Here is a 16,581-nt window from a genome sequence, read left to right on the forward strand (position 1 = left end):
CACGCTACAGAGGAAGCAGGTGATGTTTGCGCGGGTTCCGGTAGACCTGCTTGTCGCGCAGCAGCTGCAGGGCCTTGCGGATCTCCAGCCGGGTGGTGGCCGGTTCGATGACCGCGTCGATGTAGCCGCGTTCGGCCGCGATCCACGGGGTGGCCACGGTGGTGTTGTAGAAGTCGATCATCTGCTGGCGGATCGCGGCGCGCTGCTCCTCCGGGGCCGCCTCGATCTGCTTGCGGCCGACCACGCTGACCGCGCTCTCCGCGCCCATGACCGCGATCCGGGCGGTCGGCCAGGCCAGGTTGACGTCCGCGCCGAGCTGTTTGGAGCCCATCACCGCGTAGCCGCCACCGTAGGACTTGCGGATCACCACGGTCACCTTGGGCACCGTCGCCTCGACGAAGGAGAACAGGAAGCGGCCGCCGCGCTTGATGACGCCGATCTTCTCCTGTTCCACGCCCGGCAGGAAGCCGGGCGTGTCCACGACGAACACCAGCGGGATCTCGAACGCGTCGCACATCCGCACGAAGTGCGCGGCCTTGTCGGAGGCCCGCGCGTCGAGCGCACCCGCGTACACCATCGGCTGATTGGCGACCACGCCCACGCTGCGGCCGTCGACCCGGGCGAAGCCGGTGATGATGTTCTGCCCCGCCGTCGCGCCGATCTCGTGGAAGTCGCCGTCGTCGAAGATCCGCAGCAGCACGTCGTGCATGTCGTAGGCCGCGTTGTCGGAGTCCGGCACCAGCGAGTTGAGTTCCAGATCGCTGTCGGTGATCTCCGGTTCCAGGCCCGGATTCACGATCGGCGGCAGCTCCTGGCAGCTGGACGGCAGATAGCTCAGGTACTGCCGCACCCATTCGAAGGCGGCCTGCTCATCCTTGGCGACGTGGTGGATATTGCCGTACTCGGCCTGGTTCTGCGCGCCGCCGAGTTCCTCCAGCGAGACGTCCTCGCCGGTGACCTCGCGGATCACCTTGGGGCCGGTGACGAACATGTACGCCGCCTCGGTGGCGACCACGACGTCGGTATTGATCGGGGCGTACACCGCGCCGCCCGCGCAGCTGCCCAGGATCATCGAGATCTGCGGCACCAGCCCCGACAGCGGCTCCTGGCGACGGCCCATCTCGGCGTACCAGGCCAGCGAGGTCACCGCCTCCTGCACCCGCGCGCCGCCGGAGTCGTTGATGCCGACCACCGGGCAGCCGACCTTGGCCGCGAAGTCCATGACCGCGGCCACCTTGCGCCCGAACATCTCACCGACCGAACCGCCGTAGACGGTCTGATCGTGCGAGAACACCGCGACCGGGCGGCCGTCGACCAGGCCGTGCCCGGCCACGACGCCATCCCCGTAGAGCGCGTTCTTGTCGCCCGGATTGCGCACGAGCGCACCGATTTCCACGAAGGTACCGGGATCCAACAGCATGTTGATCCGTTCGCGGGCCGACGGAATACCCTTGCGGGCCCGCTTGGCCACCCCCGCTTCACCCGCCGGCTCCTGCGCTAGTTCTAACTTCTTCCGCAGGTCGGCAAGCTTTTCGGCGGTCGTGCTCACTTCGCTCCCTTCGCGATCTCGGCAAGCTTCCGAGTGAGGTCGGCACCGATCGTGGCGATGCGTGGCTCGTCGACGATCTGGAGGTGGTCACCGGGGATGTGGATGACTTCCAGGTTGGGGATGTACTCGTCCCAGCCGCCGTTGGGGCGGCGGTTGGCGTAGCGGGGTTCGAGTTCGATCGCGCCGTCGTGGTAACGGTCGGCGAGGTAGAGCACCACATCGCCTTCGTAGCGCGACGGCCGCACCTTCGCCAGCTCGCGCTGCTCGATCCACGAGGTCCGCTGGTGTTCGAGGACTCCGCCCGGAATCTTCGCGCCGGAGAACTTCACCAGCTCCATGACGATCTGCAGCTGCTCCTCGTCGCTCGCCGCAGCCAGCTCCTCCAATTGCTCACGATCGAGCTCGGCTGGAAGATTGAAGGTCTTCTTCGCGAAGTCCTGGTATCGCGTGATGCGAGCGATCCGCTCCTCGGGGCTGTTGTCCTCCGGCTCCACCGGAATGGCCAGATCGAGCAGACCGATCAGGCGCACATCCGCGCCCTCCGCGCGCAGCAACTGGCCGACCTGCAGCGCGAGCACCGCGCCCAGCGACCAGCCGTACAGCACATACGGCCCCTCGGGCTGAATCTTGCGGATTTCCGGGAGGTACTGCCGCGCACGCTCTTCGATCGAGCCCTCGACCCGCTCGAAGCCGTACATCGGGGTATCTGCGGGCAGGCGCTTCAGCAGCGGATCGTAGACCAGCGTGTCACCACCGGCCGGGTGGAAGACCAGCACCGGCACCGCATCCGAGCCCTCCGCCCGCGGCCGCAGCGGACGCACGAAGCCATCGATCGCGCGCGCGTCGTGCTGATGCCGACGCACGATGTCCGACAGCTGCTCGATGGTCTCGCACTCGCGTACTTCCTCCACATCGATCTCGGCCTCGACGCGCTCGGACAGCCGCTCCGCCAACTTCTTCGCGGTGGCATCGTCCAGAATCGGCAGCGTATTGAAGATGCCGCCCGCCGACTTCCCGGTCACCATGGCCCAGGTGCCGTAGGTGAGCCGCTCGGCGGCATCACGCGGCGGCACATTGTCCTCGCCCGCCGCCGAATCGGGCTCGGCGGCAGTGGTTTCGGCCACAGCGGCCTGCGGCTCGGCCTTCTCGGCGACCTGCGCCCGCACCGCGGCCGCCGGATCCTCCCCCTTCTCCACGGCCGCCCGCGCCGCGGCGATGAAGTTCTCGTCGACGGTCAGCGAACCGCCCTCGGCCGCCTGCTTCTCCGCCATCTCGCGGATCTGGTCGCGGTGCTCGATCGCGTAGCGCAGCACCTTGGCGACCTCGTGCAGGCTGGCGTCGCGCACGGCGGAGACCTGCAACTGCGGGATGTCGAATTCGTACTCGACCCGGTTCTTGATGCGCATGGCCATCAGCGAGTCCAGGCCCAGCTCCATGAGCGGGATCTCCATGGGCAGATCCTCCACGGCATAGCCCATGGACTCGGCGACGATCAGCGACAGGCGCTCCTCCACGGTCTGGCTGCCGTTGGGATCCCAGCGCTCGCCGAAGCTCTCGGCGACCGCGACCTCGGCCGATTCCTCGGCGGCGGGCTGCGCGGCCGGAACCGGCTGTGCCACCGCGGTTTCCGGCAGCGGAGCGCCGGAGGTCACGACCGCGTCGAACAGCAGCCGGAAGGCATTGCCCTCCTTCACATGCACCTGCACCGACGCGCCACCCGGATGCGGGGTGAGCGTGGTGGTCAGCGTCCCGGCGGCGGGTACCGGCGCATGCGCGATGGACGCACCGAGCGAGACATCCGAAAGCACCTGGGCCGCCGCTGCATTCACCAACGCGGCCAGATCGGTGGCAGCGGTCGCCGACACTTCCCACGCGTGGCGGCCGTCGGGCAGCGCCACATGCGAGCCCGGCACCCGGCCGACACCGGATCCGGCAGAGATGTTGACCTTGGGCCAGTACTCCTTGCGCAGGAACGCGGTGCGCGGAATATCGGCGTAGTCACCGGCGGGCAGCAGCGACGACAGGTTCACCGGATGGCCCTGCACGTACAGCTGGGCCAGTGCGGAGATGATGTTGGCGGAGTCGTCTTCCTTGCGCTTGAGCGTCGGAATCAGCGCGGCGTTGTGCACGCCCGCCGCGAAGGTGGTGCCCAGCACCTGCATCAGCGCCACCGAATGCGGCGCGATCTCCAGGTAGGTGGTGATGCCGTTGTCGACCGCGGCCTGAATGGCGTAGCTGAAGCACACCGGCTGGCGCATATTCGCCACCCAGTAGTCGACGTCGTGTACCGGCTCCGAACCGGCGCGGAACACCTGGGACCTGCGCACGGTCGAATACAGATCGACCTTCGGCTTGCTCGGCTCGATGCCCGCGAGCTCGGCGGCCAATTCGCCCAGCAGCGGATCCATCTGGGAGGTGTGGCCCGCGCCGCGGGTCTGCAGGACGCGGGCGAACTTGCCCTCCGACTCCGCGCGCGCCACGACCGCCTGCACCTCGTCCGGCAGGCCGCCTATCACGGTATTGGTCGGCGCGGCGTACACCGCGACCTCCAGGCTCGGATAGTCCGCGATCACCTTCTCGATGTCCTCGGCGCTGTATTCGACCAGCGCCATATTGCGGACCTCATCGTCGGTGATCATCTGCTCGCCCTCGCCCATCAGACGCGAACGTGCGCAGATGACCCGGACGGCGTCCTCGAGGTTCAACCCGCCCGAAACATAGGATCCGGCGGCCTCACCCTGCGAATGCCCCACCACCCCTTCGGGTTCCGCACCGTGCGCACGCAGCAGCGCGGCCAGGCCGACCTGAATGGTGAACACGCCGACCTGCGAGGTGCCCACATCCCAGTCCTGGGCGTCGTCGAGGATCATCTCCTTGACCGAGTATCCGGCCTCGTCCTGCACCAGCTCGTCGACCTCGTCGACGGCGCGGGCGAAGATCGAATTCTCCAGGTAGAGCTGCTTGCCCATCTTGCGGTGGTGCGAGCCGAAGCCGCCGAACACCCACATCGGGCCGCGCGCGGCGGGGGCATCGGCGGTGAAGACGCCCTGGCCGGGCTTGCCCTCGGCAATGGCACGCAGGCCGGTGATCGCCTCCTCGTGTGTCGTGGCCAGCACGACACCGCGGGAACGACCGTGATTGCGCTTGGCCAGCGACCGCGCCACATCGGCGAGCGGAGTCGCCTGTCCCGCTTCGGATTCCAGCCAGTCGGCCAGATCGGCGGCGGCGCGCCGGCGGCGCGAGGGCAGATAGCCGGAGACGGCCAGGATCACCGGCAGCGGCTCGGTGCGCGCCTCGGTCCACTCCGCCACCGGCTCCGCCGCCTCGACGATGGCCTCGGCATCGGCGACCACATCGGTGGTCTCGTCGTCCAGATCGCTTGCCGCCGTAGCGGTTTCCGGAAGCTCCGTCTCGACCGGGGTCGGAACGTATTCCTGGATCACGATGTGGGCGTTGGTGCCGCCGAAGCCGAAACCGGAAATGCCGATGGTCGCCCTGCCGCTGTAGCGCGGGAATTCGGTGGGTGCGTCGACGACCTTCAGATGCGCCTGATCCCAGGCGATGTACGGGTTCGGACCGGCGAAGTTGATATTCGGCGGGATAACGTCGTGTTGCAACGACATGATCACCTTGGCCAGGCTGGCCGCGCCTGCGCCGGACTCGAGATGGCCGAAGTTCGTCTTGGCCGAGCCAAGCAGTGCGGGCTTGTCGGCATCCCGGCCTCGGCCGACTACCCGACCGAGCGCATCGGCCTCGATGGGGTCGCCGAGCAGGGTCCCGGTACCGTGCGCCTCGATGTAATCGACCGTGGAGGGGACGATTCCGGCATCGCGGTAGGCGCGCCGGAGGACCTCGGCCTGCGCGTCGGGATTCGGCGCGGGCAGGCCATTGGAACGACCGTCGGAGTTGACCGCCGAGCCCTTGATCACCGCCAGGATTCGATCGCCGTCACGCTCGGCGTCGGCCAGGCGCTTGAGCACGACCAGGCCGCCGCCCTCCGAGCGGGCGATACCGTCGGCGTCGGACGAGAAAGCCTTGATCCGGCCGTTCTCGGCAATCATGCCGATCGAGTCGAAGCCGAGCGAACCGAACGGGGCCAGCAGCATGTTCACACCGCCAGCCAGAGCGAGATCCGCCTCGCCGCTACGCAGTGCACGCACCGCCTGGTGCACGGCGACCAGCGTCGAGGAGCAGGCGGTGTCGAGAGCGACCGAGGGGCCGCGGAAGTCGTAGAAGTAGGAAACCCGACCAGCGATGATCGAGGTGTTGGTGCCGGTCAGCCCGTAAGCGGCGGCGGAGGCGGGGGCGCTCGGATCGGCCTCGCCCAACCCGGCGGCGGTAACGAACATGAAGTCGTTGGTCGAGGAGCCGATGAACACACCCACCGCCTCGCCCTTGAGCTCATTCGCGGGAATCCGCGCGTGCTCCAGGGCTTCCCAGGTCAGCTCCAGCGCCAGGCGCTGCTGCGGATCCATCCGCTCCACCTCGAGCGGCGAGATGGCGAAGAACTCGGCATCGAAGTTCTTGATCACATCCTGGGAGAGGTAGCCGCCGAAAGTCTTGGACTTCTCCACGATCTCGGCGACGCGCGGGTCCGAGGTGAACTCCGACCAGCGTCCCTCGGGGAGCTCGCTGATTCCGTCTCCCCGATTGATCAGGAATTCCCAGGTGCTCTCCGGAGTATCCCCCGCCCCGGGCAGCCGCGTGGACAACCCGACGATGGCGATATCGTGCGCCTCGTCCGGCGTGAACCCGGCCGTATAGAAGGCGTCGTCCGCCGCCTCCTCCGCAACCTCGGGCTCCCCGTTGATGATTCGCTCCGCCAGCGAGGCGATGGTCGGGTGCTGGTACACGATCGTCGCGTTCAGCATCACGCCGGTGAGTTCCTCGATGTCGCCACCGAGGGCGATGGCATCGCGCGAGGCCAGACCGAATTCCTCCATCGGCCGGTCCACGGTGATCTGTTCGATCGGCTGGCCGGTCGCCTCGGCGACCCAGCGGCGCAGCCACTCACGCAGTTCGGCCACGGACATGTCGGTGCCCGGTTTGTCGGTGACCGCCTCGACAGCGTCGGCGGTCTCGGTCGTCTGGGTGCCCTCGTTGTCAGCCATCAATTCCTCAAGCTACCTGGGTGCGGGGGTTGAGCGGCGGGTATTGACAGCCAGTGTCCCCTGTGCTCACTCTTCGTCGGGTGCGTCGGGGAAGGCCTGCTGCTGATGACGACCACCGCGCAGCGTGCCTTCCAGATATTCGGCCTTGCAGGCGCGGCGGGCGATCTTGCCGCTGGAGGTGCGCGGAATCGAGCCGGCCGGGACCAGCAGCACGTCGCGCGCGGTCACGCCGTGCCGCTGCGACAGCGCCGCGCGCACCGCGTCGGCGATCGGGCCGGGATCGGCCTTGTGCGCGCCGGGCCCGCGCTCGGCCACGATCACCAACTGCTCGGAGGCGTCGTCCGGATCGAAGGTCAGACCCGAATGGCTGTCGTGGGCGAACACCTCGGCGGGTAGCTGATTGGCCGGGACCGAGAAGGCCGCGACGAAGCCGGGGCGCAGCAGCTTGCTGGCCTCCTGCGCCGAGTACTCGAGATCCTGCGGATAGTGGTTGCGGCCGTCGACGATCACCAGATCCTTCACCCGGCCGGTGATGTAGAGCTCGCCGTCGACGTAGACGCCGTAATCGCCGGTGCGCATCCAGATGGCGTCGGCGGGGGTACCCTCGGCCTTGCTGCCCTCGGGCAGGCGCCGGTTCAGCAGGTTCTTGAAGGTCTTGCGGGTCTCCTCGTCGCGACCCCAGTAGCCCTGGCCGATGTTGTTGCCGTGCAGCCAGATCTCGCCGACCCGGCCCTCGGGCAGCTCCTGGGCGCCCTCGGGGTGGTCGATCGTGTCGGGATCGACGATCGCGGCCCACTGCGACAGCGCGACATAGCCGCAGCTGACCTGGGCGATGGAGTTAGGGGTGCCCTGTTCGACCTTGACGATGCGACCGGCGTTGAGCTCGTTGCGGTCGACGTAGATGACCTTGGCCTCGTCCTCGTGCCGGGTCGCCGAGACGAACAGCGTCGCCTCGGCCATGCCGTAGCACGGCTTGATGGCCGTCTTGGGCAGGCCGTAGGGCGCGAACGCGTCGTTGAACTTCTTCATCGACGAGGTGGTCACCGGCTCCGAGCCGTTGATCAGGCCGATGACATTGGACAGGTCCAGCGATTCGCCGTTCTTCGGCAGACCGCGCGCGGCGGCGTGCTCGAAGGCGAAATTCGGTGCCGCGGCGAAGGTTCCGGCGCCGTCGGAGACCGCGGCCAGCTCCTTGATCCACCGGCTCGGGCGGCGCACGAAGGCGCTCGGCGACATGATGGTGATGTACTTGCCGCCGATCGCGGGCAGGATCACGCACAGCAGGCCCATATCGTGGAACAGCGGCAGCCAGGTGACACCGCGCGAATTCCAGTCCAGGTTGATGGCGTTCACCATCTGCAGCAGGTTGGTGCCGACCGCGCGGTGGGTGATCTCCACACCGGCGGGGGTGCGCGTCGAGCCGGAGGTGTACTGCAGGTAGGCGATGTCGTCGACGGTGATTTCCGGACGCACCCAGGCATCACCCAGAGTGTCGGGCACGGCGTCGACGGCGATGATGCGCGGGCGCTGCGCGGCCGGGAGCGGGCGGAAGAACTGGCGCACACCCGCGGCGGAGGAGCTCGCCGTGAGAATGGCCGAGGGGGTGCAGTCGCCGAGGACCGCGTGCAGGCGGTCGGTGTGGCCCGGCTCGTCCGGGTCGAACAGCGGCACCGCGATCGTCCCGGCGTAGATGGCGGCGAAGAAGGAGACCACGTAATCCAGACCCTGCGGCGCGAGAATCGCCACCCGGTCGCCGGGCTTGGTCACCTGCTGCAGTCGAGCGGCCACCGCGCGCAGCCGAATGCCGAATTCCCGCCAGGTCAGGTCCTGGTACTCACCGTCGCGCTCCCGGGAGTAATCGATGTAGCGGTACGCAAGGGTGTTCGCGTCGTTGCGAGTGTGCTTCTCGACGTAATCGACCAGGGTCCGTCCCTCGGGAATGCTGATGTTCCCGGTTTCGTCCAGGTAGTCGTCGAAAGTCTCGTCCGTCATTCCTTCTCCTCCGAGGCACACGCAGCACGGCGACATGGCCGCTGTTACCTGTGAGGCCCCGACTCGCTATCGCCCGCGGGCGCTCTGTGGTGCCAGAGCATGCCTGCAGCTTTATCGGCGGTCTGCGCGGTGACCGCCTATCGGCTAGATGTACTCAAACCAGAGACATGTTACAGAGCAGGCCCCGAAGCAGTCTCCGGAGCGCGGCGAACACGTCCTAGTGGCCCTATTCCTCCCGCAGCAACGGGATCACCGGCGCGAACGCGTCCATCTGGGTCGGAAACACTCCGACATAGGACATCGAGGTCGAAGCTCGCACGTTACGGATCTGCTCGGCGATCTCCTCGAATGTGCCGATCGCCACATACGGCGACGTCAGAATGTCCTCGACGGTCAGTTGGACGTCGACCTCGAGATCGGGGTGCAAACCCTTCTCGATCGCGTTCAACGCCATCTCCGCGGTCCGCTCGCGATCGTCGGTGACGAGTATCGCGGTGATGGCCCAGTTCAGCTCGATGTCGGCGAAACGATCACCGGCCGCCTCCTTGATCAGATGCACTTTCTCGATGGTCTTGGCGAGGGTGATTCCGGACAGCAGACCCTTGCCCTCGCGGGTCGTCCGCGGAACCACGGAAATGATGTCGGCGTGTTTGGCCGCCAGGCGCAGCATCCGCGGACCGCCGCCCCCGGTGGCCAGCGGCGGGCGCGGACCCTGCCGCGGGCGCGGCGTCCCCTTGATGCCGCGCACCCGGTAGTGCTTGCCCTCGAAGTGGCACTCCTGGCCGCGCAACAGCACATCCAGGATGGTCAGCGCCTCGTCGAGCCGCTCGAGCCGCACACCAGGCGACTCGTAGGGAATTCCGGCCGCCTCGAATTCGCCCTTGATCCAGCCCGCACCGACGCCCAGCTCCAGCCGCCCCCGGGACAGCACATCGATGGTGGCCGCGTCCTTGGCCAGCACCACCGGGTGGCGAAAGCCGTTGGCCAGCACGGAGGTTGCGAGCCGGATGCGCTCGGTCGCCACGGCCAGCGCGCCGAGTGCGGCGATCGGGCCGATCTGCGGGCCCAGATGATCCGGCACCGCGAAGGTGTCGTAGCCGTACTGCTCCGCCTGCTGGGCGAGCTTCACGAACTTGCGCGCGCAGCCCTCCTGCTGGCTGCCCTCCCCCGCCGCGGCGAAACGGAAGCGCCGCAGCGGCGTGCCCAGCGCCGATAGCGCTGGTGCGGCGGCTTCTGTCATGAACTCCTGCTCCTGGCCGTGCGGAAATCGCTGCGACGCCGGGCGGTCCGGGAAACCGGCTCCGGCGTCGCGATCATCGCAGCACTTTACAGCCTGTGGAAGAAACCGGGAGGTTCTCTTCTGCCGGGGGTCAGGAGTGGGGTGGGCGCGGGGCCTTGTCTATCAGTCCGATGGCCCAATTCGCGGTCCAGGTGGTGGCCGTGGTGCCGTTCTCGTCGACCTTGTACGAGGCGTAGAGCGCGTGCACCGGATTGCCGACCGCGCGGACGAGGGTGGTCAGGCTGGGCAGGATGTTGACCGGGTTGAGCGCCTTGGGCGGGGCGTCGCAGATGAGATCACCAGGCGCACAGATGGTGTACGTGCGATCGGCGAGCGCGCCGAAGCCGCCCGGGCGCGGACCGGTCATGGTGATTCCGGGCACGCTCAGCCCGCGCAACGCCACCTCGGCGCCGACTCCCGGTGGGGCACCGCCGATCTGGACGGGCTGTCCCGGACCGCCGTCGCGGCGCCCGTCGGCGATCACGGTCACGCCGAGCACCTTGTCGGCGGGCACCGGGCCCTTGCCCGCGCCGATCTGGGCGGCGATATCGCCCGCGATCACCGCGCCCTGCGAGAAGCCCGCGATGACATAGGTGGTCAGCGGACAGTGCTCGCGCGTCGCGGCCAGCTTGTCGGTCGCCTTGCGGGTGCCCTCGGAACGACTGTTGTTGTAGGACTGCTGGCCGTCCGGCGGCAGCGCGATCGGATTGGAGAACTGCGCGACGTACGGGACGGTGTAGACCTCCACCCGGTTCTCCGGGAACTGCTGGCGCACCGGATTGGTGACACCGAGCATCAGCGAGTTCGGATTGGCGCTCGGGTTGTACGGATCGTCGTCGCTGCGGGACTCCCAGGTTCCCGGGATCGACAGCAGCAGCACATCCGGGCAGTCGGCCGGCTGCGAGGTGGGTTCCTTCGGACCCGGCTTGGGCGGCTTCGGCCCGGGCAGATTCAGCAGCCCCGCCAGCAGATACCACAGCAGGATCACCAGCACGACGATCGCCGCGACGATCGCCAGGAACAGCAGACAGCCGGGGCGGCGCCGGCGACCGCCCGCACCGCCCGGATATCCCGCCTGTCGCCGAATCACTTGTTGCAGTAGGTCGTCGTGGCGACGTCGATGTAGATCTTGCCGGCCTGCTCGACCGACATCTTGGACGCGTCGAACGCCGGATCGGAACCGGCCATGGCGTTGACGTAGGTCGCGATCTCCTGATCGGAGGCGCCGCTCGCCTTGCCCTGGCACACGTAGTTGGCGGCGGTCAGCGCGATATCCGGGCTGGACGGCGACACGCCGCGCTTGTGCAGCTCGTCCAGGAAGGCCTGATCCTTACCGCTCACCGGGGCGGTGTTGGCGGGACCGGGCGACTGGGGTGCGGGCTGCGGCCGCTCCTCGGGCGTGATCAGGGTGGTGGGCGCCTCCGCGGGGGGCTCCACCGGGGTGTACTTCGGCGAGGTCGGGGTCGGGCTCGCCGCCGCGGTGGTGGTCGAGGTCTTCAGCGTGGGCGTGTTCGACGCCGTCGAATCGTTGTTGCCGCAGGCGGCGAGCAAACCGGTGGCCGCGAATGCCACAAGCACGCCGGTCACCTTTCCACGGGTCCGAAGCATGTATTCGTTTCCTCGATCTGTTCACAAGGGTCAGCGGTCGCCGTCCAGGCTAACGGCTGCCCCGGGTCTCGGGGTGTGGCCACCGGAAACCTCATGTACTTCTCAAGGTGGAGCTTCACATGCCGTGTACCTCCGGCCTGCCGCCGCGGATCACGATGAAACCGGTCTGGAAGTTCTGCTGGCTGCCGCCGGGCACCGGGAATTCGTCGCTGACCGGAAAGCCCAGCCTGCCGTTCTCATACCCCTGGCGTCCCCACTCGTCCATGATCGCGCCGGTGCGCACGGCCCAGGCGCCCGACAGCGGACTCCAATAGATATTGCCGCCCTCGAATTGCGAATAGCGGCCCGCGTCGCGGGTCGGCAACTCGTCGGCGACCGGAAAGCCGAGCGGGCTGTTCTCGAAGCCCAGCTGCGCGTACTTGCCCAGGATGAAGCCCTGTACGCGATGCGCGCCGGTCCTGGGGCTGAAGTACATCGGCCCGTTCTCGAAGCCCTGAACCACGCCGTCGCGCTGCGGCGTGCGCTCCTCCGGCCCGGTCGGATAACCCGCGGGCCCGCGCTCGTAGCCCTGGCGGGCCCATTCGGCGAGGATCGCGCCGCGCAGTGCGTGCGCACCGGTCTGGGGGGTGAAGTAGATCGAGCCGTTTTGGAAGGTCTGATAGCGCCCGCGCCCGTCCGGCAGCGGCCGCTCGACGTCGGTCGGCAGTCCCAGCGGCCCGGCCGGACCCAGCGCGCCGGTGTAGCTGCCGCCGACCATGCCGCCGACCGGATGCGCACCGGTCGCCGCCGACCAGAGCACCCGGCCGCCCCGGAAGTCCTGCGCGATCCCGCCGGGGACCTGGTATTCACCGGTCACACAGCCGCCCAGCCACGGATTGACCTGCGCCACCAGGCCGATCGCGCCGCCCGCCTGACATTCCGGCGCCTGCGCCTCGACGCCGAGCGCCGCGGCGGCCTGCGGCCAGGACTGGCGCATCTCGAAATCCCAGTACGGCCAGGAGTGCGTGCCGGACGGGCGGAAGTTCACCGTCACCGGGATGGCCAGCTTGTTCAGCTTGTCGACGAAGTTCTGACTGGTCAGCCGGGACAGTATCTCCAGGCCCATGCCCGCGTAATTGGTGCTGATGCCGGGGATGTCCGACGGATGGTCGAAGGTGCCCGTACTGCCGCTGCCCGCGGAGACGTACAGGCTCAGGTCCTTCAGCTTGTCGGCCAGTGCGTACGGATCGTGCGCCGCCCATTCCGGACTGGTCGGCGGGCCCCACATGGCATTGGCGTCGAAGCCGCCCGCGTCGCGCATGGCGTACATGATGGCCTGCGGCATCCCGAGGGTCGTGGTGGTGAGAACGCCCGAATAGGAGGCCGCGTACCGCACCCAGCCCGGATTACGCCCGGCCAGGAACATCGCCGCGGTGCCACCCATCGAAAGTCCCGCGACGCCACGGTTGTTCGTGGCGCGCCACTGGTTTTCCAGCAGCGGGGGCAGCTCCTTGGTGAGGAAGGTCTCCCACTTGTAGGTCTTGCCGTTGTTCGGCTGTAACCAGTCGGAATAGAAGCTGGACTGGCCGCCGATCGGCAGCACCACGGTCACGCCCTTGTCGGCGTAGAACTCGGCCGCGCCGGCGTCCTTGGTCCAGCCGCTCTCATCGTCCTGAGCCCGCAGGCCGTCGAGCATGAACAGCACCGGGAAACGGGCCTCGGGCCGGGTGTTCCAGTCCCGCGCCAGCAGCAGCTGCACCTGTACGGGGGCGGCCATACTCGGCGAGTTGACCCAGACCGCGACGCGACGATCGGTCAGCCACACCACCTTCTGCACGGTCGCGCCGGAGACCGCGGCCGGAGCGGGCGCCGCCGGAGCGGGCACCGGTCCGGGGGCGGCTGGAACGGACGCGGGCGGGGCCGCCGGAGCCGGGGGTTCCGGTGCGGCTGGTGCTGGTGGGGGCGGCGCGGGAGCCGGAGCCGGAGCGGGGGCCGCCGCGGCAGGTGCGGGCTGAGCCGGTGCGGGCGGTTCCGGCGCCGGGACGGGCTGAGCGGGAGCCACCGGGGCAGGAGCAGCGGGAGTCGCCTGAACGGGGGCCACCGGCGCGAGCGCGGGTTGAGCTGGCGTGGGCGGCCCCGGCGCGGGGGCGGGCTGAGCGGGGGCCACCGGGGCAGGAGCAGCGGGCGTGCCCTGCACGGGTGCGACCGGGGCCTGAGGCCCGAGCGGAGCGGCGGGCTGAGCAGGGGCAGCGGGGGCGGCTGGCGTGGCCTGAGCGGGGGCAACCGGCGCGGGGCCAGCGGGCGCGGGGCCGGGTGCGGGCTGAGCGGGAGGCGCTGCGGGCGGCTCGGCGGCTATGGGCGTGGAAAGCCCTGCGGCGAGCGGCAATACGATCGACGCGGCGAGCACAGCCACCCGCCCACGAGTCACCCGAGCGCGGCGCGCGCTCCCCCAGCTCTCGCTTCCCTCACCAGCCACAGGTGATTTGTACCGCGCAGTCGGTGGTTTGCCGGGGAGGACGCGCGGGTAGCCGGGGGATAACGAAAGGCACCGCCCGCAATGGACGGTGCCTTTCGGTGAAATGTCCTACTAGCCCGCGTTCAGTGCGGCCAGGATGCCCGGACGGGCCTTGGCCAGCTCGTCCTCCCAGTACTTCCAGGAGTGCGTGCCCGCGAACGGGTAGTCGTACTGCGCCGGGATGCCGAGCGAGGCCAGCCGAGCCTGGAACGACTTGGTGCTCACGAACGAGATCGCCTCGATGCCCATGGCGTTGGCGGTGTTGAACACACCCACCGCCGAGTTCGGGCGATCGTGCTGGCCGGGAAGGCCGTTGGCCGAGGAGATGAACATCGGCAGACCGCGCAACTGCGGCGCGAAGACCATCGGGTCCGAGCGCAGCCACTGCGGGCTCCACGGCGCGGCCATGGAGTCCACGTTGAACCGACCGGCGTCGAGCATCATCACGCGGATGGCCTCGCGCATACCGGGCGCGTTCCAGTTCAGCGGGCCGGAGAAGGAGGCCGCGTGCTTGAACTGATCACGGTGGAACGCCGCCAGCCGCAGCGCCGCCGGACCACTCATGGACAGTCCGGCCACGGCGTAGTTGTTGCGCGACACACCGTAATTGGCGAGGAAGTCGGGCAGCTCCTTGGTCAGGAAGGTCTCCCACTTGTAGGTGAACTTCTGACCGTTGGTGTTGCTCGGGGCCTGCCAGTCGGCGTACCAGCTGGACTGCCCGCCCACCGGCATGACCAGGGTGACGTTGTCGTTGGCGAACTGGGCCTGGGCATTGGTCTCGAACGACCAGGCATTGCGGTCGTCGCGGGCGCGCAGGCCGTCGAGCAGCAGCAGCGCGGCGTTACCGCCGTTGCGCGCCCACTGCACCTGAACCTTCACCGGGCCCATCGAGGAGGGCACCATCAGCTCTTCGTAGCCACCGGCCGGAGTGCGATGCACCGGAGCACCGATCGGAGCCGCCAGGGCGACCGTCGGGGTCGCCACACCCGCCGCGATCGGGAGTGCCAGCGTGGCCGCACCCACAGCGAGAAGGCGTGAGCGCCAACCGAGCTTTGCATTTCGCCGTCCTGACTGGACTCCCTCCGGCGCGGCGGACCTGCCGAAACGCATTGATACTGCTCTCTTTCTGCTGCTGTAAGTCTGCTGTTGTAGCTGTACCGCGCGACGGCATTCACCGACACCGGCACGATCAGCACCCACCCCGGATCCCGACCTCCGATGTGAGCGACGGCGCGTCTACGAACTGGTCACACTTGCGCTCGCTGGACGATATGCGACAGCCGAATCGTTAGCAAGATGGCACCTTACCCATGACCGAAATCCGCCCGTGCACGTTCCGTAATCGTGCGGTGACCCTATCGCGTTCGGCCGGTGATGTCGCCGGAACGCGAAATCTCCTGCCCTACCCGAGATTCGCGCTCAGATCCGGCAGCATCTTGTAGACCTGATCCACCCAGTAACGCCAGAAGTGAACCCCGATCGGGGTGTAATCGAAGACCGCGTTACCGCCGCCCAGACTGTCCCAGCGGGCCTGGAATGTCCGGGTATTCGCCAGCGCCAGGGCCTCCAGCACCGCGGCATTGGTCAGATGGTAGGCGTCCACGGCATTGCGCAGCGGATCGCGCGGGCCGGGAATGCCGTTGCCGGAGGAGATCCACAGCCGGGTCCCGTGCTCGCGCAGCAACTGCGCGGAGGCCGTCGGATCGTGGCGTTGCCAACGCGGATCCCACGGCGGCCCCCACATGGCATCGATGTTGAAGCCGCCCGCGTCCACCATCGCCACGCGCAGCGCCTCCGGCATACCCGGGCCGGTCGGATTCAGATATCCGGAATACGATGCGGCATATCGGAATTGATCGGGGTGATGGGCGGCGAGGGTGAGTGCCGCGCCGCCGCCCATCGACAACCCGATGACCGCGTTGCCCTCCGGGCTGAAACCGAGCCGGTCGTGCAGCGCATTACGCAGATCCCGGGTCAGGAACGTCTCCCATTGGTAGCGCACGCTCTTACCCGGCCCACCCGACAACACCTGTGTCCCACCGGATCCGGAGACCGGCGCGCCCAGCGGCGGCAGCGCCAGGAACGAACTCGGCGCGTTCCAGTCCGAATAGAAACTGGACTGCCCGCCGATCGGCATCACCACGTTGATGTTGGCCTGGGTCAGCGCCCGTTCCACATCGGTGTCGATCTCCCAGCCGGACAGGTCGTTTCGGGCGCGCAGCCCGTCCAGCGCGTAGACCACGCGGCGGGTGTTACCGTCCGCGGCCCGGAATATCCGGCTCTTGATCGGTCCCATGCCGGAATCGACCCAGAAATCGAATCCGGCCGGATCGAAGGCGGCCGCGGCCGGTCCGGCCGTCACCGCGGTCGCCCCCAGCGGCAGCGAAACGACCAGGGCCAGACCGACGAGCACGCGGCGCAGCCGCGATCCGCCTGCGACAGCAATTTTTCCGCACACCACACCGGGACGCATCGAGTCGCCTTTCGCCTGCGCAATCACCATTGACCGTTCGGCATTTTCCGAACTCTTCTATAAGGTGCGGCAGCG

The 16,581-nt window shown here is 68.3% G+C and carries 9 protein-coding genes; all 9 read right to left on the reverse strand.

The window, feature by feature from the left end; translation table 11 throughout:
- Positions 1-4: 4 nt before the first annotated feature.
- Positions 5-1,549, reverse strand: a complete 1,545-nt coding sequence (locus NDR87_RS23150; RefSeq protein WP_251915282.1) for an acyl-CoA carboxylase subunit beta — start codon at positions 1,547-1,549, stop codon at positions 5-7.
- The gene (pks13, locus tag NDR87_RS23155) at positions 1,546-6,660 is read right to left on the reverse strand and encodes a polyketide synthase Pks13 (protein WP_286013955.1); all 5,115 of its coding nucleotides are present in this window, start codon (positions 6,658-6,660) and stop codon (positions 1,546-1,548) included. The genes NDR87_RS23150 and pks13 overlap by 4 nt, the downstream gene beginning before the upstream one ends.
- A gap of 66 nt (positions 6,661-6,726) precedes the next feature.
- Positions 6,727-8,652, reverse strand: a complete 1,926-nt coding sequence (gene fadD32, locus NDR87_RS23160) for a long-chain-fatty-acid--AMP ligase FadD32 (RefSeq protein WP_251915285.1) — start codon at positions 8,650-8,652, stop codon at positions 6,727-6,729.
- A gap of 226 nt (positions 8,653-8,878) precedes the next feature.
- Positions 8,879-9,892 carry an LLM class F420-dependent oxidoreductase gene (locus NDR87_RS23165; protein ID WP_251915288.1) on the reverse strand — a complete coding sequence of 338 codons (1,014 nt, stop codon included), beginning with the start codon at positions 9,890-9,892 and terminating at the stop codon, positions 8,879-8,881.
- A gap of 130 nt (positions 9,893-10,022) precedes the next feature.
- On the reverse strand, positions 10,023-11,021 hold the full coding sequence (locus NDR87_RS23170) for a cutinase family protein (protein WP_251915290.1): 999 nt from the start codon (positions 11,019-11,021) through the stop codon (positions 10,023-10,025).
- On the reverse strand, positions 11,018-11,509 hold the full coding sequence (locus NDR87_RS23175; RefSeq protein WP_251915293.1) for a DUF732 domain-containing protein: 492 nt from the start codon (positions 11,507-11,509) through the stop codon (positions 11,018-11,020). The genes NDR87_RS23170 and NDR87_RS23175 overlap by 4 nt, the downstream gene beginning before the upstream one ends.
- Before the next feature lie 145 nt (positions 11,510-11,654).
- Positions 11,655-13,403, reverse strand: coding sequence for an alpha/beta hydrolase-fold protein (locus tag NDR87_RS23180; RefSeq protein ID WP_251915295.1), 1,749 nt, complete (start codon positions 13,401-13,403; stop codon positions 11,655-11,657).
- Between the two features lie 702 nt (positions 13,404-14,105).
- The gene (locus NDR87_RS23185; protein ID WP_251915297.1) at positions 14,106-15,143 is read right to left on the reverse strand and encodes an alpha/beta hydrolase family protein; all 1,038 of its coding nucleotides are present in this window, start codon (positions 15,141-15,143) and stop codon (positions 14,106-14,108) included.
- 292 nt (positions 15,144-15,435) lie between these two features.
- Positions 15,436-16,506 (reverse strand): alpha/beta hydrolase family protein, encoded by a 1,071-nt coding sequence (locus tag NDR87_RS23190; protein WP_251915299.1) that lies wholly within the window; start codon positions 16,504-16,506, stop codon positions 15,436-15,438.
- Positions 16,507-16,581: the final 75 nt, after the last annotated feature.

The sequence above is a fragment of the Nocardia sp. CDC159 genome (assembly GCF_023740735.1).
In the GTDB taxonomy this organism is placed as follows: Bacteria; Actinomycetota; Actinomycetes; order Mycobacteriales; family Mycobacteriaceae; genus Nocardia; species Nocardia pulmonis.

Bases quoted from the DNA above. Each gene is read 5' to 3' on its own strand.
- pks13 (WP_286013955.1), bottom strand. From the start codon at position 6,660: ATGGCTGACAACGAGGGCACCCAGACGACCGAGACCGCCGACGCTGTC.
- fadD32 (WP_251915285.1), bottom strand. From the start codon at position 8,652: ATGACGGACGAGACTTTCGACGACTACCTGGACGAAACCGGGAACATC.
- NDR87_RS23165 (WP_251915288.1), bottom strand. From the start codon at position 9,892: ATGACAGAAGCCGCCGCACCAGCGCTATCGGCGCTGGGCACGCCGCTG.
- NDR87_RS23185 (WP_251915297.1), bottom strand. From the start codon at position 15,143: ATGCGTTTCGGCAGGTCCGCCGCGCCGGAGGGAGTCCAGTCAGGACGG.
- NDR87_RS23190 (WP_251915299.1), bottom strand. From the start codon at position 16,506: ATGCGTCCCGGTGTGGTGTGCGGAAAAATTGCTGTCGCAGGCGGATCG.